Raw genomic sequence first — 21,714 nt, 5'->3', positions numbered from 1 at the left:
ACTGGGAAAATCCGCTTTGGGCTCGGGTATTCCAGCGACGGATGTTCAAGTCGTCTCTTAGCGCGGTCTCATGGGCAGATTTAGGTCCACGGTTTTTGCGGCGCCCGGATAGACAATCTCCGCCGACCTCACCCATTTTCCGAGTTCATCAATATAACGATTGATGGATGGGCTGGATCTCAACGCCTCAATCGTCGCGAGAATCTCAAGGTAGACGTGGTTCAATTGAACCCGTTCCCTTCGGGAGCTCTCAATGGTGATCGACATGTGCGACCAAGCTCGATCAATTGCCTGTTCGCTTGCGTGCTTCCGGCGATCCGAGACGTGAGCGGCCTTCTTGTCCGCCACGTATTTGATGACTTCTCGCCTTCGCACTGGCGTCCCCAAAACGACAATCGCTAGGCCTTCCAGATACTCGGAAAGAGAGACATCGGCATTGTCGCGATAGCTCCAAGCATCTCCAGTCAACGGTGGAACGCCCTTCACGGAGAACTCAGCGGCCACGCCTTCAAGGCGGTCCCCCGCCCAAGGATAGTTGCCGCACGTCACCAGCACTGCAGGATGGATCGGGTTGAAATCCAGCATCCGCGCGCGAACTCTCAGCTCGGCTCTCGGCGGCAATAGGCGCCCCATACTGAACAAGTCCTTCTCGGACAGTAGGCGTCGCAAAATAGTGCTTCGCGCCCGGATTTCGGCAGGCACCTCCGCCAGGTTTTCGGTCATTTCCCTGGTGACGAACCGAAAATCTTCCACCGTGATCCGAGCAAGATCGAAGTCTGCTTCCGAGAGGACCCGGTCCGGGGATTTCAGCCGAAACTGCGGCTTCATCAAATACGAGAACAATGGGGATTTGGCGGAATTGTCCATCACGTCTCATTCGTTTACGGCAGTTTGTTGCGAAGAAGGCCGTCGCCAGCGTAGGGCCGTTGGAGGTTTATGGAGCCGAGCCTTTCAGGTCAGCGATGGCTAGTCTTCAAACTCGGCCCATTGCGCAAGGGCAAACATCGTGGCGTACAGGATCGTCATCGTCGCCGCCACGATGCAACCTGCACCGGTGAGATCCCACATTGGCACGACCACCTCTTGCAGCACGCGTGACCTTGGATGGTTCAGGTACATGGAGCAGCCGATAGCAAAAATGCCAAGGATCACCGTTATCAGCAGCAACTTCAACGCTGCGGTCATTAGCCAGTCGGCGGGCCTTGTTCGGAACAGCAGCGCGCAGGTGATGGCCAGGAAGGATGCGATGGCAATGCCGGTCTGCTCTGCATGTCCGGCATATTGAGGTCGCAGGATCGATGTGCCCGTGAACACATCAAACCACGCCGTGACAAATGAGATGATCAAGCTAGGCGTGACGCTGGCGAGCGTTCCTAGAAAACCGGAGATCTTCATTTCTTGGCTTCGCCGAACAGGGGCATTGGAATGGCCGACACAGACGGTCCTTTTTGTCACGGAACTCGTAGTAAGCCGGCACCGGGACCCAGTTTTTGAAATCACCGGTCACGTTCCATTCGACCGATCCGCCGGCAGACAGCGACACGCCATCCTTGTTGGCCGCGTAGAATGCCGGAGCGAAAAACTGCTCCTGGTCGGGAAATCTCGGCACGACCTTCACATCGCCAATATTGCCCTTCATCCGCCCCGAGTACTGTTTCGCGGAGTACGAAAAGAACGTCTTGAACTGGCTAGTGCCCTCGGTGCGGAGTCCTATCGTCCCCACTAGCTCCAGCATGGTGTCATGAGGATTGTCCGGGTCGCTAGGAAAGAAGATGCGTACCTCGTCCGCCCAGCCCTTTGGGGGTAGCTCGCCATCCGAAGAGCTCACCTGCTTGGCCGCTACGCCCTGCTTGCAGAAATCGCCTTCGTTGTTGCGCTCCTCGTCGCGCGCCGTTCCCATGAACTGCGCAGGCGTGCGCTCGCCGCTACGGCCGTACTCGATGCAGCCGTCGATCGGCCTGGAATTCAGGTCGTCGCTCATCCGAGGCGTCTTGGCCTCTTCCGTCGCGGGAACGTACGACTGGAAAGGGCCGGCTATGAACCACGTCACCATCAGGTCGCTATTCGGGTCGAGGTTGGAGACGCAGGACACATAGCGCCGCATGTTGTCCACCGTCTCGACCCAGGAACTGGTAAGAAAGTTGAAGTTGCCTACATGATGAGGCTGTGGGGCATCACCATCCTTGCAATCCTTTGCCTGAGTAGGCGGAGCCGCAAGAATCCCCGAAGCCAAGACCAAAGCCAGTATAGAAAGCCGTGAGCAGTACATTAGTTATCCCCCTACTTGGCGGATCAATGTGCCAGAACGCGCGAAAACTGCAATCTCGCGTGACCTTCATCGACAAGCGGACGCGCGCCCGCCACCTCCATTCCGTCACGCGAGGGGCCTAGGCGGCGAGACTCATCTATTCGTCGAGCGCGGCGCTAGCGCCATCATCGCCGATATCTGCAAACCCTGGCATGATGTCGCCAGCCAGCAGCTTCTCCTTCGACAACAGGCCAGCATCCTCGATGCGCCTCGAAATCCGGCAGCTGACGCAGCGTGTCGAGCCCGAACTGCGAAAGAAAGTTTTTGGTCGTCACATAGGTGTAGGGCGCGCCCGGCTGCGGGCTGCGCGGCCCCGAGGCGATCAGATCCTGCGCGCGCAGCACGCCGATCAGATCGCGCGACACCTCCTTGCCGAAGAAGGATGACAGCTCGCCGCGGGTGATCGGCTGGAAATAGGCGATGCACATCAGCACGAGAGCCTCCGACTGCGTCAGTTCTTTTGTCCCCTGCCCCGCCGGCGGGCCGAAGGCGGCGTGGATGACGTCGCCAAAGATTTTCCTGGTCCGGTGCTGCCAGCCGCCAGCGACCGCGACCAGCTCATAGGGGCGACCAGCGAGCTCGGCGCGGATGTCGTCGATGACCAACTCGAGATTGCAGCTTTTTCCCACCACCCGCGCCAGCACCTCGCGCGACACAGGCTCATTTGCCGCAAAGATCACCGCTTCGACCCGGCCCATCCACTCGCGCCAGCGCAGTTCCGGCGGCAGGTGCTCGAGCTCGGTGTCGAGCAGCGCCGGCTGCACGTTCGGCTTGCGGCGGACCGAGGCTTGGCTCATCGCTACAGCCCAAACAGCCGGAAGGTCGGACGGCCCGACAGCTCGCGCACGGCCTCGAACTGCTGCAGGCGCTCGAACAGGCGTCGCGCCGCAAAACGCGACAGGTTCTTTGTGACCAGCGATCCGGGGACGGCATCTTCATTCAGGAGCAAAAATATCACGTCGCCGGCGCCCTTGGCACGCAGTTTTGGCGCTGCCGCCAGGAGTTTTTCGGCGCGGCGCGACAGCTCGGCGGCCAGCCGGCAGGTTTCGGCCGCCGCTTGAACCAGCGCGACACAAACCGCGCGCTCGAAACCTTTTTCGCCGGGTCGGATGCGCTTGCCGCTGGCCTCGCCGCGAAACGCCGGGCCAAAGGCCTGCGCCATCAGCAGCGGCAGCGGCCGCGGCCAGCGCAGGCTTTGCGCCAGCACCAGGTCGGCGAGCCACCAGGCCAACAGCTCGGCATCGGGGCGCATGGCGACGACGCGGGCGGCAATCGCCGCGGCGGCGAACGGCGCCGGCCGCCGCGACCCCGTCAGGTCCTCGATCTCAGCGCACAGGTCGGCGAGCGCCTCGTCGTCCCACGCGAGCCCAAGCATCTCGGCTGCTTTTGCCAGCCGATCGCCGCTGACCGCCGGCGGCTGCAGCGCCAGCTGGCGCCAGGCGCCAAAAATGGCGCCGGCCGGACCGGGATCGGCGCCGGCCGGGCAAAGCAGCCAGGCATCGCGCAGGGCGGCTTCGTCCTCGACGCGGCCGGCGAGCCGCATGCTGGCGGCGGCGCATTTGAGCGCCAGCCGCTGGCGCCAGGCGCCGGCCCAGGCCGGCTGCGCCCGGGCAAGCGTGTCAAGCGCGCCCAAGGCGGCGCCGGCCCGGAAAGCGGCGTCTGCGTCATGCATGGCACCATCGGCCGCGCGCGCCCAAACCGGAACGGTCGGCGGCGCGGACGGATTGGCGGTCGCGGGGTCGAGGCGAATCATGCTTTCGAGGGTAAATCGGGCGTGCGGTTTGTGCCATGATTTTCACGCCCAAACGCACAGCTTGTCGGCGACACAAAACGAATGATAATGTTGCCTTATCGTTCGTTTTGTGCTTAATATGAGAAATGGCCGTTTTCGTCGAGCAGAAGCCCAAAAACCACGCCGAGCGAGGCCCCGGACCGTCATACAGCCCGGACGCCGGGGATCACATTTCGGCGGCGCAGCCGTCGGCCGAGGCTGAGGCGCTTGGCGCCAGCGACCTCCCTGACCTCGTCGACGTCGTTATGGAGATGGGCAGGACGCCCGAAGAACCGCCCGCCGAAGCCCCCTCCCCTCCTCCAGCCATCGCCAATCGTCGCTTGCCGGCGCATCTCGACGCGCTTGCCGGCCGCGCACGCGACTACGTCGAGGCAGCGAGCTCAGCCAACACGCGCCGTGCCTACGCCGCCGACTGGAAGCATTTTGCGAGCTGGTGCCGGCGTCAAGGCCTGGAAATGTTTCCACCAGATCCGCAAGTCGTCGGGCTGTACATCACGGCTCAAGCGTCCGGCACGGTGACCGGCGACAAGAAGCCAAACTCCGTGTCGACGATCGAGCGCCGGCTCTCCTCCCTGACCTGGAATTTTTCCCAGCGTGGCCAGCCCCTGGACAGAAAAGACCGGCATATCGCCACGGTGATGGCCGGCATTCGCAACAAGCACGCCGCCCCGCCCCGGCAGAAGGAAGCAGTGCTGCCCGAGGATCTGATCGCCATGCTGGAGACGCTCGACCGCGGAAGCTTACGCGGCTTGCGCGACCGCGCCATGCTGCTGCTCGGTTTTGCCGGCGGCCTGCGCCGCTCCGAAATCGTTGGCCTAGATTGCGGCCGCGACCAGACCGAGGATTCTTCCGGCTGGATCGAGATCCTGGAGAAGGGCCTGCTGGTAACCCTGCGTGGCAAAACCGGCTGGCGGGAGGTCGAGGTCGGGCACGGCTCGTCCGACGCGACCTGCCCGGTCGTGGCGCTGGAGACCTGGCTGAAGCTCGGGCGCATCGCCCACGGTCCGCTGTTCCGCCGCGTCACCGGCCAGGGCAAGGCGGTCGGCGCCGAGCGGCTCAACGACCAGGAGGTCGCGCGTCTGGTCAAGCGCACCGCGCTCGCCGCCGGCGTGCGCGGCGATCTTTCGGAGGGCGAGCGAGAGAAGCTGTTTGCGGGCCATTCGCTGCGAGCCGGCCTGGCGTCCTCGGCCGAGGTCGACGAACGCTATGTGCAGAAGCAGCTCGGGCACACCAGCGCCGAAATGACCCGGAAGTATCAGCGCCGGCGCGATCGGTTCCGCGTCAACCTCACTAAAGCGTCCGGATTATAGAAAAAGCCCCTCCCCTACCCTGCTCGGTATGTTGCACCGGCAGGAAGGGAAGGCTCTCAGCGGACGGATACCTTGGATATCCGTTCAGCTCTTCAAACGCAGCTTCCGCTCACCTTGCAATCTCAAAGCGCAACTTTTAATTTGCAGGGATGATCCGTCGCCGTGTGCTACCTCAAATTCGTCAGGCGCTTGCTCGTCACGGCCGTCCCCGTCAGGTCGGCAAGACAACGCTCGCCTAGAGAATCTTGCCTCGGTGGCGCCTGAGGGGACGCTCGCCAGCTTCTTCCGCACGGCCGCCGGAGCCGAGATCGATCTTGTCCTTCAGCTTCCGGCCAATCGCGGCGTCTGGGCAGTCGAAATAAAACGCAGTCCTTCACTCGGAACGGGTCTGCACATGGCCTTGGAAGATGTTCGGCCCGACCGCACTTTCGTCGTGTACGCCGGAACCGAGTCCTATCCGCTAGCCCCGAAAATACAAACTGTCGGGCTCATCGAATTGGCATCGCTGCTAAGCGAGCAGTCATAGTCGCGTGTCGGCAAGGCCCTCTTCCTGTGTCAGCCCGATCAAGAATCCGGTCGATCGTGCGGGTCGCTCGGGCCGCGTTGCCAGCAATCGCGCCGTTGCCGCAAGACAACTTCACCAGCCCTTCTTCTTCATGCGGTCGCGCAGCGCGTCGCTGATATCAAGCGCGCTGCCCGCGGCCTCCGCCCCGCGCTGTTGCCCGGTCTGGGACTCCTTCGCCCCTTTTCCGGCGGCAGCCTTCTCTAGCGCCCCCACCCTGGCATTGAGCAACGCGGTAACCATCGGCCACACCGAGAATTTCTGAGCGCGCGCTTTTTCCGTGAGATCCCGCAGATAACCGCCGCAACTGCGAATATGTTCGGCACGTTGCAGGATCGCGGCCAGCGTAATCGCCGCGTTTTGCGCCCCCATGACCTCCACGGCGTCCTGCCAGGCGCCTGGGCTAACGCCGATAGTCGGCCGCGCCGTGTCCGCAGCGGCTGCGAAGTCCCGCCAGGTCCGGATTTGTGCCCCCCGCGTGAAGTTTGCGATGTCTGGGCAAGCGCTCAGCACCATTCCTAACGGCACGTCCCGTTGTGGCAGGCTGCGCACGTTCTCGTCGTGCTCGGCGTCGCGGCCGGCTTCATCTTTATATTCTGTGCAGTTTCTGGATTCACCGGTAGGATTATTATTTGTGTTTGAACTTTGTATGTGGCGTCCAGATTGGGACTCATTGGCGTCCGGATTCTGTGATTTTACAAATGTTTCCAACGTCTGATGCACGTCGATCCAAAGGTCTTCGAGGTCGGATGCAATACCCTCGAGTACCTGCCGGGGGGCGGTGCGTGGTAGGCTGGCAATAATTGCTTCATAACGGCGCAGGAAGCCTCGCCAGTTGGCAGGAACGCTCTCGTTGATGCCGGCGTCAATCATCTTCACCACATCGCGCCGGCAGATCGTCAGCCGCTCCTTGACCAGGCGGAACGCCTTGCGCTCGGCCGCAACCGCCTCCGCGAGCTCCCGAAACTCCTCGGCACGAGCGAGGATCGGCGACAGGTCGAAGCCGTAGGCCTGCTCGATCACGCCGCCCTGCCCTTTCCTGGCGAAGCGCTTGCCGTTCGGGCTATCGCGGCGGATGATCAGACCACAATCCACCAGGACTGCGATATGACGCCTGAGCGTGGTCGGCGGCATGCCGTTGGCGCGGCGGATGAGCTGCTCATTTGACGGGAAGACGACCAGATTGCCCTCCCCGGCAAGCTCGTCGTCACGATGAAACGTCAGCAAGGCATTGAGCACCGCTAGCGCGCGATCGGTTGCCCCGAGGGGTTCCTTGGCCTCTCTGATGTCGCGAAAGACCTGCCATTTCGAGACCTTGGCTTCCTGTTCCACGTTCCTGGCCGCTACCTGGCTTGAAATCAGGCCAAGCGTCATCGGCCGCCGCCCAAAGGGCGTCGTTGCAATATGCGTCCCCATCTTCCTTCACCTATCGCTAGGCAAAAGAAACCTGCTCGCCAAAACGACGCCAAGACTCTTGACAGTGATTCGTGGATTTGCGATTCTCAGAGTTGCTACACGACTGAGAAGGGCTTCCGCGCGGTGACGTTCGGGGGCCTTTTTCTTTTGCGGTTCAGTGCTCCTTAGTCCGTTATCTGTTGCCGGAACTCGTCATAAAGCGCTTGGAGGCGCTCCCGCACGAAGCTCGCGAATTCCGGTTCGCTGCGCTTGTCGAAAGCGAAGGTCGTTTTCGTTTCGCTATCACTGATCTTGACCAAGCGGGATCCGTTGGCGGCAGTCCAGACCGTCCGGTCGGGCTTGTTTGCGGTGGCCTTGACTAAGTCATGGATAGCCTGGAAGCGCTCATCGCTGATGCGAGCGGCAAATTCCGGCTCATGGATCATCTTCAACGCCTTGGCGCGGTTTCCCCGCTCCTCAAGCAGGTCGGCGAGTTCGGCCCATCGCTGGCGCCCAAATGATTCTGCCGTGCCGATGGCCTCGATGATTTCGGCCGGCAGACGGGCAACCAGCGCAATCATCTTTGAAAGCGCCGCCTTGTCGACGCCGAGTGAAGCCATGATGATATCGCGCGAGAAGCCCCTGGCCTCCAGCTTGGCCGCAAAATAGCACCGCTCTATGTAGGAAAGGTCGCTACGACTGTTGTTTTCCTGACCCTGGCTGACGACGAGTTGCTCGTCCGTCAGATCCCTGACGACGGCGCGGACCATCCGGCCGAGCTGTCTAACTGCGCGCAGTCTACGGTGACCGTAGGCCACCTGATATCGGCCGCCGTCCTCGGGATGTGGGCGGACCAGGATAGGGACCTGTTGTCCGTGCTCACGGATCTGCGCCACAAGACCCGCTTGCGCTTCATCACTCACGCCCAGACGATCGATCACGATCGATTGGTCGATCAGGACGGGATCGAGCTCAATGACCGCCTGCCCTTCAGACAGCTTGCGTTCGATCTCTTCAGCCCGCTGCGCGCGCGAATTGATGTTTTCAAGCGACTGCGAGATGGCTCCAACAGGCCGGCCGGGCTTGAGCGGCCGCTCAAGGCCCATGAGAGGCCTGACCAGCGCCGTTCTGGCACCGTCCGGCGGAGACTGGTCACTAGGGCCTTCGGACACTTCGAAAAGATTCTTGCGGGCCATGGCTACTTCCGCCCCCAGGTTTTTCGGATTAGTTCCTCGATTTCGCCGTTGACGAGGGTCAGGCTTTCTAAGGCGCGGTCATAGGTCCCACGCGTGAATTGGCCGCGTTCAACTTCATAGAGGGTTTGCTTGGTCAGTCCCGCATCGGAGATCGCGGTCGACTTGAGCATGGCGTTTTCAAGCACCCGATTGCCGAAGATCGATCGCATGAACCCGGCCATTTGGCTTTGCGGACCATCGTTTGGCTCGAATCGGGTGACAAGATAGCGCATCCAGTCATAGTCGGTATTGCCGCCGGCGTTTTCCACGACCGCTAGCAGGTCCGAGGTCATCAGCAGGAACTGGGACATCGACATGACATCGAGCATCTGTGGATGCACCGTGATGATCACTGCGGTGGCCGCGCACAAGGCAGACAGCGTCAAGAACCCCAATTGCGGCGGGCAGTCAATGACGACCACGTCGTAGGCGCTTTCTATCTCGCCCAGGCATTCACCAAGCCGCGCGAAGAACATCGTGCCTGGCTGCCGGCTCGCCAGTACTTTCGGCGTCTCGTGTTCAAACTCCATCAGCTCAAGATTGCCGGGGACAAGGTGCAGGTTGGGCGTATAGGTGGAACGCACGATTTCGAGAATGCTGCGGCATTCCTCATCGTAGCGGATCGCCCCGTATATGGTCTCGTTGGATCCGACATCCAATTCGGGCTGATGGCCGAACATAGCTGACAGGCTGGCCTGTGGGTCAAGGTCGATCGCGAGCACGCGGTAGCCGCGCAACGCTAGGAACTGGGCGAGATGGGCAGCCGTGGTGGTCTTGGCGCTACCGCCTTTGAAATTCATTACGGAGAGGATCTGGAGCTTCTCCCCTGCCCTGCGATGGCGTACGTATTTTCCCGGCCCTTTAGAGTTTTGCTCGTCGAGCACCTGGCGAAGCCGAATGATGTCGTCCACCGAATACACCCGCCGTCCATTTGCCTGCGGTTGCGGACCGTGTCCGTCGGCAACGATCTGGCGAAGATAGCCTTCGTGAATGCCGATGAAATCCGCGGCCTCACCTGGGGTGAACAGGCGCATGCCCTTCTGGGCGGTCGGGGGAAATATCCTCGCCTGATGTGCCTGGAGTTGGCGTGAAAGCTCTGCGGCGTCCGCGGCAATAAGTTCCCGAAGGCTTTCGCCCGCCGGAATGCTATGGTTGATTTTCTCCAACATCGGCCCCATCCTGAATCTGCGCATTTTGGCCAATGGGCGACGTAAATGCGCTGATGAAGATGGACTGATTCTGGAATGCGGACAAATCCTTTTTGGTTACCAAAAAGTTAACTTGCAAAACGGCTAGATGAGTCTCGCGTGGCCGGCAACTTTAAACCAAAGGCGCTTCAGCCGTAAATAATATCAAGCTGCAGCGCGCTGTGATCTTGGGTTCGCTAAGTCCAACGGCTTTGCGGCTGAGGCAACACGCTCGACCCTTGGCTAAATTGTCGCCGCAAGGCACTGGGGCGCTGCCCGGACTCTAGTTTCCCGGGCGAGCGTCGAGACGGAGTTGCACGTGTACAACTTTCGCCGCCAGGCCGGACCTACCCGCAAACTCTTTGGCGTGTGAGGCCCTCCGACAGACATTTCCGGCACTATTACCGCCCTAATGGACTTGGCCGGCGCCTACGGACCTTGGACCAAGCGGTGAATGGTGGGCCAGCCCCTACCGACGCAGTCGCGCGCAGTCGCTCATGTTCAACCGTGCATATACGATCTTCCCAGATCGCGGTTCGCTCAAGTTGTACGTGTGCAACTTGGCAATTTGGCTGCCTGCGGTGCGTTGCGGCGGCGTCACAGTACGGGCGCGGCCGCTACGGCTGGATGGAATTGCCCAATGCGCTTTCAGTTTTGCTTCAGTGGGCAGCGTTCGCGGGACACCTCTGCGAAGGTCCTGCATTGGCCCAGTGGCGCGCCGACCTTCTTTCAGGTCGCGTTTGGAGGTCCAGAGCTCGTGACAAATCGGTGCGCGCCGCTGTCTGCGTTGTCTTGGTGAAATTGGACCACCGCGCTCTTCGCGGAGTTATGCACCCACGGATGCAACTCTGCGGGCCAGTATTACTGCCCTCTGCTGCTGGCCCCAACGCAATCGCGCCCCGGAGCAACCTCCGGCGGATCCGATCGGGCAAAAGTTGCACGTGCGTATTTACGCCGAGCTGTCGTCTGCAGGGTTTCGTTTTGACACCCCGGTGCGAGCGGCTGGTTAAGCGGGCATCGCGCATTGCAAGAATGGTCACCCGATACTCGTCCTTGCCCTGGTGCACAGTGGCGACTGATGTTCGCGCAATTTGCGCCAAGCCACCGCCACACAAATTCACCGGGAAACTACCGCGGGGCAGAGCCTAGTGAGAACATTTGCACCCCGGGTACCTCTTTGCAGTTGCGTGTGAGTGCGGGGGACGCGCTAGGCGCGGCAGCGCGTTGTTGGTTTAACCAACTTCGAATGGACCGCCACGCAGTTGTACACGTGCAACTCGCTCACGACGCCCGCGTCTCCATAGTCGCTGGGCTCGTTAGAGGCAACGTGAGATCTGCCGACTGCCGTCTCGGTGAAGGGCGCAGTGGGGGGAGGGGCCCGGCCGCTAACACTGCCGGCGCGGCGTCTTCAGCCGAACGAGATATGCCGCGGGACTTTGCGCCTACGACAAAGAACGCACATGAGCCAACATTCACTGGACAGTATCCCGCTGGCGCAACTCGCATCCGCGATATTCTCTGGCGGGCTTTCACCCATGCAGGGAATAGCGGGGTAGATCTCTCCAGAAGGAGGTCAGTTCCACGCAACCAATTGTAATGAACTGGGGCACCGAGCCCCACCCTGGAGCACACAATTAACACGCTGGTAACCTTAACGCCGGCCTTAACGCCCATCTTCTGATTGGCCGCGCAGGCCTCAATGGCGGAGCGCTTCGACGATCTTCCGGAGGGTTGGAATACGGCTTCGCGACGCTTGGTGGCAGTTCACCACCAATAGCCAGCACCTCAACCGATGGCACGAACGGAAACTGCATGTTGTTTCTATTGGCAACAATTCAGCTTGCCGAATGCGCCATGCTGCGGCTGAATTGGGACAGGGGGGTGGCTCCACTACAGCCCGGACGCCTTCGTGAGATTGGTCCCGAACCGGACACGCCGCCGCTTATGTTTGCTCGTCATCTCGGCCGCAGCGTAACTGATCTGCTCTTGACGGTAATGTTCTTCAATGTCGACCGAAGAGGCAAGACCGGCGCGCAGCGATTGTCCTGAGAACAAGCCAGCTCGCTCCCCTTCCGGCAGATCAGAACGGACGCCGGCTGAAAGTGCGGTGCGCTTGACCAGACGGGCAACATGCTTGTCAGAGAGCCGCCCACCGTCAACACTCCTGTTGTTCTTGAAGATGCGTCGGAAGAGGGGCCCTTTTGTCACCCGGGCAAAGCGGATCCAGGTATCAAGTGCAGCAACGGGGCAAGTCTGGTCGGACGCGCCGCGGCCGACTTCGACCTCGCGCCATCCAGTCTTTCCGCGTAGCGTCACCAGTACACCCTGATCTGGAAAAAACTCGATCCAACCATTGCCGCCGCTGCGGTCGTCGCGGACGACGTCGAGACCGACAATCTCGGAACGCCGCAGGCGGCCGGCGAAGCCCAACAGTAGGATGGCCCTGTCGCGCAGACCTCTGAGATCATGACCGAGCGTATTGACCATCTCCTTGATGTCTTCGCCAAGGACAGCTTCCTTCTGCCGAAGCGGCTTTGGGTGCCTTCCGCGAATGCCGGCCAGGACCGAGGAAACATGGCGATCAGCGCGGTCAATGGCAAAACCGCGCTGAGTAAAGCTCCAGGCGAGACCGGAAAGCCGGCGCTCGATTGTGGAAACCGACAGTGCTGGCACGCCGTGTTTCGGGTCGTCGGCTGCGCAGGCGTCGATATAGCGACCGATGATCTTCGGATCCGGGGGCAGGGGCTCAAAGCCTTGGCGCAGGCACCAAGAGGTGAAGTGTCGCCAGTCCTTGGCGTAGGCGTCCAGCGTATTCCTAGAACTGGCGGTCTTGACGTTGTTCGTTCCCGTCTCAAGAGCTTCCAGCCGCCCCGGCGGGCCGGAAGCTTGACCCAATTGTGGCGCCGGTTCAACGACGGCATTGTCGTCGATTGCGGGCGGGATTTCGCCGGGACTCACCATCATGAACGCGACGCTAACAAATCACGTCCGATAAGGCAATGTTATCGGACATAACCGGCCAGCAACGACTTGTGCGTTTAGCCCTAACAACCATAGCATAAAGCGCACAGGCGCACTACGCTGGTAACGGATGATTCGCCTTGATCCCGTGCCCAACAGCCTCGCCCCGCCGCCCACCGTGCCGGCCTGGGCGCTCACGCCTGGTTCCCGCGCCAGTGAAGCTGATGCCGCCTTCCAGGCCGGCGCAGCCCTGGCCTCGCTCGACAGGCTTGCCCGCGCGCAGCCTCCCTCGGCCGGTGTGTGGCGCCAGCGGCTGGCACTGAACTGCGCCGCCGCCAGCATGCGGCTCGCCGGCCGCGTCGAGGACGCTGCCGCCTTACGCGACGCTTGGTACCTCCGCGCGACGACCGCCGATCCCGGTCCCGCCGGTGCCATCCTTGGCGCATGGCGGCAGTTGGTGCTGCAGCCCCACATCTACTACCCCGACCGGCTGGAAAAGATCGTCGACCAGCTTGGCCTCCACTGGGACGGGAAGAAGCTCGGCGACCTTTGCACAGCGATTGAAAATCTATCCCAGCGGCCGGCGCCGTTCGCCGCCTCAGCAATCGCCGCTCACGTAGTCGCCACGCTGCCCGACTCCGAGCTTTTTGCCTGGTGGCTGGCCGATCTGGTTCTGGCACAAAGCCTGCGCTGGCCGCGCCCGCTGCCGCTGCTGATGGCGCAGGCTTTTGGACCGGCCTTCCGCGCGGAAGGCGGCGGTAAGCGCATCCGACCCGGGGAAGATGGATTCGAACGCGCCGTTTGCGTGGCGCTGGTGCAAGCGGCGGCGGAAGCGTGCCGCATGGCTGCGGAGCTGTTACGTCGTGCCGACAAGCTCCTGGCGGTGGCGCCAAAACTGCGCGCCAAGGGCGCCGGCGACGTGATCTTCTTGCTGCTCAATGAAGATGCGGTGTCGGGCTCAGTAACGACCAAAAACCTGTCGCGCTTTGCTGCGCGGCGCCTGTTTGAGCGGTTACAACAATTGGAAGCCCTGCGCGAACTCTCCGGCCGCCCCAGCTTCCGGCTGTTTGGACTTTAGCGATGAGCGAGGGGGCCGCCCGCCGCAAGGCAAACGATCAGCCGGCGTTGCTCGACACCGAGTTAGAACATCTGCCTGCAGAACTGCGCTGGCGCGAATGGATGGGCCGCGTCGAAGCGGTGATTTTTGCCGCCAGCGAGCCGGTGTCGCGAGAGGTGCTGTCACGGGTTGTGGGCAAGGATTGCCATCTCGAGCTGGTCATTGACGACATCCGCGCCGAGCTCGCCGGCCGCCCCTATGAGCTGGTCGCGGTCGCAGGCGGCTGGCAGCACCGGACCAAGAAGGCCTTTGCCGACGTCATCCGCGGTGCATTCGGCGGGACAGCGCGGCAGGGCACCGAGGGATCAAGAGAGCTGACGCAGTCGGAGGCTCTCGTCCTGATGTGCATTGCCTATTTCCAGCCAATCACGCGCGGCGAACTCTCGAGCTTCTTCGGCAAGGAGGTGTCGCGCGATCTGATCGGCGTGCTGCGCGCACAGGAGCTGATCGCCTCAGGGCCGCGCAGCCCGCGGCCGGGCGCGCCTTACACCTATGTGACGACGAAGACCTTCCTGTCGCAGTTCGGGCTCGACACGCTGCGCCAGCTGCCCGATTTCGAGGCGCTCGAGGATGCTGGCCTGCTGTCGAGGGAAAAGCTGTTGGCGGGCGACATCATGCCGGGGTTTTCGGACCCCGGGGAGAGTAGTGCTGACGTTATCGACGAATAGGGGAACGCGCCATGATCCGGCCGCCGTTTCGGACTCCCCGGATTGATCAATGGTCCCACCAGGCATCTCGAAGTCATTTGGTTCACGACGGGGTGGAGTTTCTGCCACCGACCCCTCATCACCGCAATCTTTCTCAAGGGTCTAACGCCGGTTTTATCATGAGCCACCTCAACGGCCCCACACTCGGATAGTGTTGCCTCAGCACGGGGCGAAGGTTCTCAACGTGCTGCTCGCCAGTCTGGTTTTCCTGGCTTGGCGTACTCTTCGATGCTCGATCGCCCATTTGTGGCGCGTCGAGAAATGCAGCCGGCTTCGCAATTCCACAATAATGTCGCCGCAAGTATTCCGTCACGCCGCTCTACGGTCCGATAGCCGCTCGCGGAGACCTGGCTGATGTCGCGAGGATCGTAACGCACCTCAATGTAGCCAAGCGGGTGCCCCCGCGACCGCGCGGAAGGTGGTGCCGCCAGGCGTGTTATCGATGCGTCGGATATCGTGCATGCATTTATTCCAGCCGCGGAGACGATTGGGGGGATAGCTGACCGCCAGCGCAGGCACACGAGGAAAGGAAAGCCTGACGCCGGAGGGGTGCTTAACGGTTCCATCTCAGCGATTCGCACCCACACCCAATCGATTGGCAGTTTCCGGGGTGAACTCATACAGCCAGGCCGTTCCGCGTCCCGCTGAATTCTTCACAATCGTTTCCGTCAGAATGCCTCGCGCCACAAGGGGATCAATCGACTCCTTCACCGTGTTGCGCGTCATCCCCGTCGTTTCCTTGATGTTCGCAAGCGTTAGCTTCTCGCCGCTCCGATGCATCATAAACAGCACCGTCATCATGCCGACCTGCTTCAACCGCGATTGCGGCGTCTCTCCTTCGATCGGTTTGTCGAGGACTTCCTGCAAGGCATAGGCCGAAAACCTCTGCTCTTGCCGTTGTGCGTCGATCACCCTTGCCATCGGCTATACTATCAGTTATTCGATAGTTTAAGAGTCGCGACCACCCGCGCCAGCTGGCCAAGGGACGCGTCACGCGTTTGAAGGAAAATGGTCATGGGAAACTCGCTCGTAAGGGCAATCGTCGCTGCAACCAGCCTAGCGTCATTCTATCTTGTTTTCGACAGTAAAGCGCAAGCTGATGAGTGGGGCTGCCAGGTTATCCTGTGCCTTTCCAATCCAGGCGGTGCGATGCAGTACGCCGAGTGCCGACCGCCCATCAACAAGCTCTGGCGCTGGCTTGCCAAGGGCCGCTCGTTTCCCACATGCCGTGGCGTCCGGTTCCAGAGTTCGCGCCCAGGCTATGATCCGTATTACTGCAATGAAGGTTTTACACTCACCAGCTCGTTCGGGTCTGCCGGACGTGTCGCCACGTGCGTGTCGACCTCTCTCCAGCCCGTTGACAGGCGCTTCTGCTCATTCCGGCGCGATGACAATGGCGGCGATCACAGTTCCGTGCTGTCTCCGCAATTGCAACGAGAGGGTGGCCGGTCTCAGTGCCTGGCCAAGGTTACGTCCCGGCCCAACATCCGGGAGCAGCCGCACTTTATCGACGTGACCGTCGACGGTGTCGGCAAGCAAAGGGTCTGGTACTGACCCCATGCCTGTTCTCTTCGTCGATCTTGCGCAGACCTGCGCACCCGTAGTCGCGGCCGAGACGCTGGCGGGCGTCGTCAGCCTTGAGAGCCGGTTCGTGCCGTTCGCCATCCGGATCAACAGCGGCTCGCCGCTTTCAAAGCAGCCGTCCACGAAAGCGGAGGCGATCGAGGTCGCCACGTCGCTGGCGGCTGAGCAGCAGGATATCCAGCTCGGTCTCGGTGGTATCGGCATGGAAGAGCTTCGAAACCTGAAGCTCTCGATCTCCGACGCCTTCGATCCGTGCCTCAATCTTCGGGCAACCGCGACGCTTCTCGATGGCTACTACCGGCTCGCCGTTAACGCGGGTGCCGAACCGAACCGGGCGGGGCAGGTGATGCTGCAATCCTGGTACGGGCGAGGCGATCCCACCGTTGGCGACATGGTCAAGTACGACGAGCAGGTCAGCCAGGAGGTGAAGCGGATTGGCGGATCCCTTGCGACGCTCGAAATAGAGGATGGCGGGCAGGGGAGGGGGGACAGCGAGCCTGCCGCAGTCGAAGTAGCGGTCGAAGAGCAGACAGGCGACCCACCCTTCGATCAGGCGGCATCCGCGCCGTCCTGGGATGTCTTCAATTCGCGGCGGCGATCTTCCGTCCTCGTGTTTCCAGAACAGTCAAACGGAGCAGAGTGAATGATCTTCAGTTCCCATATCCGGCCGATTGCTGCCCCCGCTTTGATGTCGGCGGCCATCGTGGCGACCATGATCGAGCCTGCATTCGCGCAAGCCGCCGGCATCGAAACCGTACTGCAGAACATCGTCGACATGCTGACCGGCAACATCGCCAAGCTGCTGGCCACCATCGCGGTGATCGTGATCTGCATTGCCTGGATGTTCGGCTACATGGATCTCAGAAGGGCAGGGTTCTGGATCATAGGCATCGGCGGTATCTTCGGCGCCACCGAACTAGTGAACACCATCGTCGGAGGCTGACGCCATGGCGAGTTCGCGGCCGACAGTTGAGGAAGATACGCTGTTTATCGCCTGCACCCGGCCGGCGATGATCGCAGGGGTGACGATGGAAGCCATGGGCGTGAACATCATGCTCACCACCATCCTCTACATCGTTGCCGGCTCGATCGCCTACGCTCTCGTGGGCGTGGCCTTCCACCTGTTGTTCCGCGCGCTCGTCAAACACGACCAGAACATGTTTCGCATCCTGCTTGCCTGGGTGGAGACACGTGGTCGGTCCCGGAACAGCACCTATTGGGGCGGCGCAACTCTTACGCCCCTGAGGCTCGCCCGACGCTTCGACGAAAGGGATCTTGGTTTTGCCTAGTCTAGCCACGCTGAGGTCTCGCGAACTCGATCCGCAGACCTTCATCCCCTATGTCCGCCACGTCGACCGGTCGACCATAGCGCTCGATTCGCGGGCGCTGATGGTGACGATCGCGCTCGAAGGCGTCTCCTTCGAGACCGCCGATGTTCTCGACCTGAATGCCCTTCATCGCGATCTCAACACACTCTACCGGAACATCGCCGACGAGCGGCTTGCCGTGTGGACCCATCTCATCCGTCGTCGTGACAGCAGTTACCCGGAAGGAACGTTCACCACGCCGTTCTCGAAGGCGCTCAACGACAAATACCGCGCGCGCATGGTGGACGAGGATCTGTTTCGCAACGATCTCTATCTAACGATCCTTTGGTCTCCAGCCCGCGATCCGGCAGACATGGCGGCAAAGCTGTTGTCGCGCCTGCGTCGCGCCCGTCGGAGGTCGACGGAGCTGGACGAGGAAGCGCTGAAGCAGCTTCACGACAAGGTCGCCGATGTCATGGCGGCTTTGAAGCGATTCGAGCCGCGCCTGCTGTCGCTTTACGAACATGATGGGTTGCTGTTTTCGGAACCGAGCGAGGTGCTGCACCAGATCGTCGGCGGACGGCGGGAACCAATACCGCTGACCGAAGGGCGCGTCGCGTCGGCGATCTACTCCGATCGGGTCATCGTCGGCCGCGAGACGCTCGAGATCCGGCACGAGGCCGCAAGCCGCTATGCTGGTATGCTGAGTTTCAAGGAATATCCGGCCCGCACTAGGACCGGCATGCTCGACGGCGCACTCACCAGCCCCTTCGAACTTATCCTCACGCAGTCATTCTCCTTCGCCTCGAAGGTAGACGCCCGCGTCATCATGGGCCGCAAGCAGAACCAGATGGTCAGCAGCGGCGACAAGGCGGCCTCGCAGATCGACGAGCTGGACGAGGCGATGGACGATCTGGAGTCCAATCGGTTCGTGCTCGGCGAGCACCATCTGACGCTTTGCGTCTTCGCCGCCTCGGTGAAGGAACTGACCGACAATCTCGCCAAGGCACGCGCCAGCCTGACCAGCGGCGGCGCGGTCGTCGCGCGCGAAGATCTGGGTCTCGAGGCTGCCTGGTGGGCGCAGCTGCCGGGCAACTTCCGCTATCGCGCGCGGTCCGGCGCGATCACATCACGGAACTTTGCCGCCTTGTCACCCTTCCACTCCTATCCGATCGGCCAAAAGGACGGCAACGAGTGGGGGCCGGCCGTTGCCCTGCTCAAGACGGCGTCAGGATCGCCGTACTACTTCAATTTTCACTACGGCGATCTCGGCAACACCTTTGTTTGCGGGCCGTCGGGCGCTGGCAAGACCGTGCTGCTCAACTTCATGCTGTCGCAGCTCGAGAAGCATGATCCACATGTGGTGTTCTTTGACAAAGACAGGGGCGCCGATCTTTTCGTGCGCGCCGCTGGCGGCGCCTATCTGCCCCTCATGAATGGTGTTCCGACCGGTTGCGCGCCCCTGAAGGCGCTCGAGCTCACGCCCGAGAACAAGGTGTTCCTGACGCGCTGGGTCGGCAAGCTTGTCGGCTCGACAACACGGGAACTGACCGTGACCGAGCTTCGCGACATTGCTTCCGCGATCGACGGCCTTGCCGACCTGCCGGTCGAGCGCCGCACGATCGGCGCGCTCAGAACCTTCCTCAACAACACCGACCCGGAGGGGATCGCGGCCAGGCTGCGACGGTGGGAGAGGGGAGGGCCGCTCGGTTGGGTGTTTGACAATGTGACCGAGGATATCGGCTTCGGCGATTTCGGCGCCGACGCCAGATTCGTCGGCTACGACATGACCGACTTTCTCGACAATGAAGAAATCCGCACGCCGCTGATGGCCTACCTCTTCCATCGCGTCGAGCAGCTGATCGACGGCAGGCGGATCATCATTGTCATCGACGAGTTCTGGAAGGCGCTGCAGGATGAGGGGTTCAGGGACCTCGCACAGAACAAGCTGAAGACGATCCGCAAGCAAAATGGCCTGATGCTTTTCGCCACCCAAAGCCCGCGTGATGCGCTCATTTCGCCGATCGCGCACACCATCATCGAGCAGTGCCCGACGCAGATCTTCCTGCCGAACGCCCGCGGCAATCATGCTGACTATGTGGACGGCTTCAAGCTGACGGAACGCGAGTACGAATTGATCGCTCGCGAACTCTCGGTCGAAGGCCGGCGGTTCGTGCTGAAGCAGGGCCACAATAGCGTCGTCGCCGAGCTGAACCTCAGGGGCTTCGATGACGAACTCGCTATCCTTTCCGGCCGTACGGCCAATGTCGAGCTTGCCGAAGCGATCCGCGCGGAGGTCGTCGGCCAGGGCGAGGACTGGCTTCCCATTTTCCACCAAAGAAGGAGTGCGGGCTGATGGCTTCTTACAGACTTCACGGCGCGGCGATTGCCGCGGCGCTTTTCCTTTCCGCGAGCGGCGCCGCAGGGCAGGGGATTCCGGTGATCGACCAGACGGCGATCGCCAAGCAAATCGAGAGCATCGCGCAGCTCAAGTCGCAGCTCGATGCGCTCCATCAGCAAATCGAACAGGCGCAGCAGCTCTATGGCTCGCTCAACAAGCTCACCGATATGGCGGATGTCGCAAGCATCCTCAACGATCCAAGCATCCGAAAAGCCTTGCCGGCGGACTTCAATGCCATCGAGGGGCTGTTCAAGGGCAAGGGCGCCGGCGTGTTCGGCGACTCAGCCTCGAAATTCCTCGAAGGCAACTCCACCTATCGAACCAGCGCCGACGATTTCTACGCGCAGGAGCTCTCCCGCATCCAGAACAAGAATGCTGGCCAGATGAGCCTCGGCCAGCTGATCTACGACACCGCGACCAAGCGCATCGACGGCATTGATCAGTTGCGCGAGAAGATATCGACGGTGGGCGACGCCAAGGATATCGCCGACCTTCAGGCACGGCTGCAGGCCGAAACGGCTTTCCTCCAGACCGATGTGCTCCGCATGGAAGGCCTGCGCATGGTGCAGCAGGCGCAGGCCCAAGTCGATGAGCAGCGCAAGGCCGAAGACTGGCGCCAACGCATGGACTCGATCAAGGCGGCGCTACAATGAGGAGACTGCTGCTCCTCATTGCGATAGCTGGTCTGGCGGCCTGCTCGGAGCAGGCGGAAAGAACCTACACCGTCGATGAACTGGTGGCGGACGAAGCGTTGCTTTCCGGCCTCGTCACGAGTTGCCGAAACAATCCGGGTGAGCTGAACGACACGACGAACTGCAGAAACGCCGAAGCCGCCGACGGCAAAATGCGGCTTCAACGGATGCGGCAGTCGTTGGGAGGTTGACCATGTATGAGGTGTTCGCCTTCGTCGATGAGCAGTTCAGAACTCCGTTGGAGACCTTCATCTCCGATGGCACGTCGAACATCTCCGAATGGGTTTCGGGGCCTTTGACGGCGGCTGTCACCCTCTACATCGTGCTCTACGGCTACCTTGTTCTTCGTGGCTCGGTGCAGGAACCGATCCTCGATTTCGCTTACCGGGCGATCAAGCTCGCCATCATCATGATGCTGGTGAAGAATGCCGGCGATTACCAGACCTACGTCACGAACATCTTCTTCGATGTGCTGCCGCGCGAAATCTCCCAGGCTCTCAACACCGGCACGGCGCCGAGCGCTTCCACCTTCGACAGCCTGCTCGACAAGGGGCAGGCCTCCGCCACCGATATCTGGTCCCGCGCCTCCTGGCCCGTCGATATCGTCACGGGCGTCGGCGGCATGATGGTGATCGGTGCGAGCTTCATCGTCGCGGCGATCGGCTACATTGTTTCGCTCTATGCCCGCCTGGCGCTCGCCATCGTGCTGGCGATCGGCCCGATCTTTGTGGCCCTCGCCATGTTCCAGGCAACGCGGCGCTTCACCGAGGCCTGGATCGGGCAGCTTGTGAACTTCGTGACCCTGCAGGTCCTGGTCGTCGCCGTTGGTTCCCTGCTGATCACCTGCATTGACACCACCTTCACGGCGATCGAGGGATACAGTGATGTGCTGATGCGGCCGATCGCGCTTTGCGCCATCTGCCTCGCTGCTCTCTATGTCTTCTATCAGCTTCCCAACATCGCTTCGGCGCTCGCCGCCGGCGGGGCGTCGTTGACCTATGGCTACGGAGCGGCACGCGACGCCCACGAAAGCACACTCGCCTGGACGGCATCCCATACCGTCCGTGGCGCCGGCCGCGGCCTCCGCGCGGTCGGACGGACCTTCACCTCGAAACGCGCCGGCTCATGACGCTTTTCGCACCAACAAGAAAAAGGC

19 protein-coding genes and 2 pseudogenes are annotated in these 21,714 nt (G+C 61.6%); 11 read left to right on the top strand and 10 right to left on the bottom strand.

Annotation, left to right across the window (positions count from 1 at the left end; translation table 11 throughout):
* Positions 1-57: 57 nt before the first annotated feature.
* The 5 genes and pseudogenes from PU724_RS27785 to PU724_RS27765 all read right to left on the bottom strand — a co-directional run bounded on the left by PU724_RS27785 (position 58) and on the right by PU724_RS27765 (position 4,061).
* A complete protein-coding gene (locus tag PU724_RS27785; RefSeq protein ID WP_354424751.1) occupies positions 58-867 on the bottom strand; it encodes a hypothetical protein in 810 nt (269 codons plus the stop codon).
* Positions 868-966: 99 nt separating this feature from the next.
* A complete protein-coding gene (locus tag PU724_RS27780; protein ID WP_354424749.1) occupies positions 967-1,395 on the bottom strand; it encodes a hypothetical protein in 429 nt (142 codons plus the stop codon).
* A complete protein-coding gene (locus PU724_RS27775) occupies positions 1,349-2,104 on the bottom strand; it encodes a hypothetical protein (protein WP_354424747.1) in 756 nt (251 codons plus the stop codon). Before PU724_RS27775 ends, PU724_RS27780 begins: the two co-directional genes overlap by 47 nt.
* Before the next feature lie 301 nt (positions 2,105-2,405).
* A pseudogene (scpB, locus tag PU724_RS27770) lies at positions 2,406-3,105 on the bottom strand (SMC-Scp complex subunit ScpB).
* Positions 3,106-3,107: 2 nt separating this feature from the next.
* Complete coding sequence (locus tag PU724_RS27765) at positions 3,108-4,061, bottom strand: DUF1403 family protein (RefSeq protein ID WP_354424745.1); 954 nt, start codon at positions 4,059-4,061, stop codon at positions 3,108-3,110.
* 125 nt (positions 4,062-4,186) lie between these two features.
* Between PU724_RS27765 and PU724_RS27760 the strand changes: the two genes are divergently transcribed.
* Positions 4,187-5,410 carry a site-specific integrase gene (locus tag PU724_RS27760; protein WP_354424743.1) on the top strand — a complete coding sequence of 408 codons (1,224 nt, stop codon included), beginning with the start codon at positions 4,187-4,189 and terminating at the stop codon, positions 5,408-5,410.
* Between the two features lie 637 nt (positions 5,411-6,047).
* Here the strand turns inward: PU724_RS27760 and repC are convergent.
* The 4 genes from repC to PU724_RS27740 all read right to left on the bottom strand — a co-directional run bounded on the left by repC (position 6,048) and on the right by PU724_RS27740 (position 12,750).
* Positions 6,048-7,388: a plasmid replication protein RepC gene (gene repC / locus PU724_RS27755; protein ID WP_354424741.1), complete on the bottom strand. Its 1,341-nt coding sequence runs from the start codon at positions 7,386-7,388 to the stop codon at positions 6,048-6,050.
* A 164-nt stretch (positions 7,389-7,552) separates the two neighbouring features.
* Complete coding sequence (repB, locus tag PU724_RS27750; RefSeq protein ID WP_354424739.1) at positions 7,553-8,563, bottom strand: plasmid partitioning protein RepB; 1,011 nt, start codon at positions 8,561-8,563, stop codon at positions 7,553-7,555.
* Positions 8,564-8,565: 2 nt separating this feature from the next.
* Positions 8,566-9,771: a plasmid partitioning protein RepA gene (gene repA, locus PU724_RS27745; RefSeq protein WP_354424737.1), complete on the bottom strand. Its 1,206-nt coding sequence runs from the start codon at positions 9,769-9,771 to the stop codon at positions 8,566-8,568.
* A gap of 1,908 nt (positions 9,772-11,679) precedes the next feature.
* Positions 11,680-12,750 (bottom strand): site-specific integrase, encoded by a 1,071-nt coding sequence (locus tag PU724_RS27740; protein WP_354424794.1) that lies wholly within the window; start codon positions 12,748-12,750, stop codon positions 11,680-11,682.
* A 130-nt stretch (positions 12,751-12,880) separates the two neighbouring features.
* Between PU724_RS27740 and PU724_RS27735 the strand changes: the two genes are divergently transcribed.
* Together PU724_RS27735 and scpB (PU724_RS27730) are read left to right on the top strand one after the other, a co-directional pair.
* On the top strand, positions 12,881-13,828 hold the full coding sequence (locus PU724_RS27735; RefSeq protein ID WP_354424735.1) for a DUF1403 family protein: 948 nt from the start codon (positions 12,881-12,883) through the stop codon (positions 13,826-13,828).
* A 2-nt stretch (positions 13,829-13,830) separates the two neighbouring features.
* Positions 13,831-14,535, top strand: a complete 705-nt coding sequence (scpB, locus tag PU724_RS27730; RefSeq protein ID WP_354424733.1) for an SMC-Scp complex subunit ScpB — start codon at positions 13,831-13,833, stop codon at positions 14,533-14,535.
* Between the two features lie 606 nt (positions 14,536-15,141).
* Here scpB (PU724_RS27730) and PU724_RS27725 read toward each other — a convergent pair.
* On the bottom strand, positions 15,142-15,495 hold the full coding sequence (locus tag PU724_RS27725; protein WP_354424732.1) for a helix-turn-helix domain-containing protein: 354 nt from the start codon (positions 15,493-15,495) through the stop codon (positions 15,142-15,144).
* A gap of 93 nt (positions 15,496-15,588) precedes the next feature.
* On the opposite strand from PU724_RS27725, the gene PU724_RS27720 reads away from it, so the two are divergent.
* The 8 genes and pseudogenes from PU724_RS27720 (at position 15,589) to PU724_RS27685 (ending at position 21,687) form a co-directional block, all read left to right on the top strand.
* Positions 15,589-16,128 carry a hypothetical protein gene (locus PU724_RS27720; protein ID WP_354424730.1) on the top strand — a complete coding sequence of 180 codons (540 nt, stop codon included), beginning with the start codon at positions 15,589-15,591 and terminating at the stop codon, positions 16,126-16,128.
* A 4-nt stretch (positions 16,129-16,132) separates the two neighbouring features.
* A pseudogene (locus PU724_RS27715) lies at positions 16,133-16,805 on the top strand (lytic transglycosylase domain-containing protein).
* The gene (locus PU724_RS27710; protein WP_354424728.1) at positions 16,802-17,101 is read left to right on the top strand and encodes a TrbC/VirB2 family protein; all 300 of its coding nucleotides are present in this window, start codon (positions 16,802-16,804) and stop codon (positions 17,099-17,101) included. The pseudogene PU724_RS27715 and the gene PU724_RS27710 overlap by 4 nt, the downstream one beginning before the upstream one ends.
* A 4-nt stretch (positions 17,102-17,105) precedes the next feature.
* Positions 17,106-17,447, top strand: coding sequence for a VirB3 family type IV secretion system protein (locus PU724_RS27705; RefSeq protein ID WP_354424726.1), 342 nt, complete (start codon positions 17,106-17,108; stop codon positions 17,445-17,447).
* On the top strand, positions 17,440-19,821 hold the full coding sequence (locus PU724_RS27700) for a VirB4 family type IV secretion/conjugal transfer ATPase (RefSeq protein ID WP_354424724.1): 2,382 nt from the start codon (positions 17,440-17,442) through the stop codon (positions 19,819-19,821). Before PU724_RS27705 ends, PU724_RS27700 begins: the two co-directional genes overlap by 8 nt.
* Complete coding sequence (virB5, locus tag PU724_RS27695) at positions 19,821-20,519, top strand: P-type DNA transfer protein VirB5 (protein ID WP_354424723.1); 699 nt, start codon at positions 19,821-19,823, stop codon at positions 20,517-20,519. The genes PU724_RS27700 and virB5 overlap by 1 nt, the downstream gene beginning before the upstream one ends.
* Positions 20,516-20,749, top strand: coding sequence for an EexN family lipoprotein (locus PU724_RS27690; protein WP_354424721.1), 234 nt, complete (start codon positions 20,516-20,518; stop codon positions 20,747-20,749). The genes virB5 and PU724_RS27690 overlap by 4 nt, the downstream gene beginning before the upstream one ends.
* A 2-nt stretch (positions 20,750-20,751) precedes the next feature.
* A complete protein-coding gene (locus PU724_RS27685; protein ID WP_354424719.1) occupies positions 20,752-21,687 on the top strand; it encodes a TrbL/VirB6 family protein in 936 nt (311 codons plus the stop codon).
* Positions 21,688-21,714: the final 27 nt, after the last annotated feature.

Source organism: Mesorhizobium abyssinicae (assembly GCF_049887195.1).
GTDB lineage: Bacteria > Pseudomonadota > Alphaproteobacteria > Rhizobiales > Rhizobiaceae > Mesorhizobium > Mesorhizobium abyssinicae.
Note: the sequence above shows the minus strand (reverse complement) of the source record. Positions and strands in the feature narration are given on the sequence as shown.

What these genes read in the sequence shown, in the direction of transcription:
- PU724_RS27785 (WP_354424751.1), bottom strand. Translation starts at nt 867, where the DNA reads ATGGACAATTCCGCCAAATCCCCATTGTTCTCGTATTTGATGAAGCCG.
- PU724_RS27780 (WP_354424749.1), bottom strand. Translation starts at nt 1,395, where the DNA reads ATGAAGATCTCCGGTTTTCTAGGAACGCTCGCCAGCGTCACGCCTAGC.
- PU724_RS27775 (WP_354424747.1), bottom strand. Translation starts at nt 2,104, where the DNA reads ATGCGGCGCTATGTGTCCTGCGTCTCCAACCTCGACCCGAATAGCGAC.
- PU724_RS27765 (WP_354424745.1), bottom strand. Translation starts at nt 4,061, where the DNA reads ATGATTCGCCTCGACCCCGCGACCGCCAATCCGTCCGCGCCGCCGACC.
- PU724_RS27760 (WP_354424743.1), top strand. Translation starts at nt 4,187, where the DNA reads ATGGCCGTTTTCGTCGAGCAGAAGCCCAAAAACCACGCCGAGCGAGGC.
- repC (WP_354424741.1), bottom strand. Translation starts at nt 7,388, where the DNA reads ATGGGGACGCATATTGCAACGACGCCCTTTGGGCGGCGGCCGATGACG.
- repB (WP_354424739.1), bottom strand. Translation starts at nt 8,563, where the DNA reads ATGGCCCGCAAGAATCTTTTCGAAGTGTCCGAAGGCCCTAGTGACCAG.
- repA (WP_354424737.1), bottom strand. Translation starts at nt 9,771, where the DNA reads ATGTTGGAGAAAATCAACCATAGCATTCCGGCGGGCGAAAGCCTTCGG.
- PU724_RS27740 (WP_354424794.1), bottom strand. Translation starts at nt 12,750, where the DNA reads ATGGTGAGTCCCGGCGAAATCCCGCCCGCAATCGACGACAATGCCGTC.
- PU724_RS27735 (WP_354424735.1), top strand. Translation starts at nt 12,881, where the DNA reads ATGATTCGCCTTGATCCCGTGCCCAACAGCCTCGCCCCGCCGCCCACC.
- scpB (WP_354424733.1), top strand. Translation starts at nt 13,831, where the DNA reads ATGAGCGAGGGGGCCGCCCGCCGCAAGGCAAACGATCAGCCGGCGTTG.
- PU724_RS27725 (WP_354424732.1), bottom strand. Translation starts at nt 15,495, where the DNA reads ATGGCAAGGGTGATCGACGCACAACGGCAAGAGCAGAGGTTTTCGGCC.
- PU724_RS27720 (WP_354424730.1), top strand. Translation starts at nt 15,589, where the DNA reads ATGGGAAACTCGCTCGTAAGGGCAATCGTCGCTGCAACCAGCCTAGCG.
- PU724_RS27710 (WP_354424728.1), top strand. Translation starts at nt 16,802, where the DNA reads ATGATCTTCAGTTCCCATATCCGGCCGATTGCTGCCCCCGCTTTGATG.
- PU724_RS27705 (WP_354424726.1), top strand. Translation starts at nt 17,106, where the DNA reads ATGGCGAGTTCGCGGCCGACAGTTGAGGAAGATACGCTGTTTATCGCC.
- virB5 (WP_354424723.1), top strand. Translation starts at nt 19,821, where the DNA reads ATGGCTTCTTACAGACTTCACGGCGCGGCGATTGCCGCGGCGCTTTTC.
- PU724_RS27690 (WP_354424721.1), top strand. Translation starts at nt 20,516, where the DNA reads ATGAGGAGACTGCTGCTCCTCATTGCGATAGCTGGTCTGGCGGCCTGC.
- PU724_RS27685 (WP_354424719.1), top strand. Translation starts at nt 20,752, where the DNA reads ATGTATGAGGTGTTCGCCTTCGTCGATGAGCAGTTCAGAACTCCGTTG.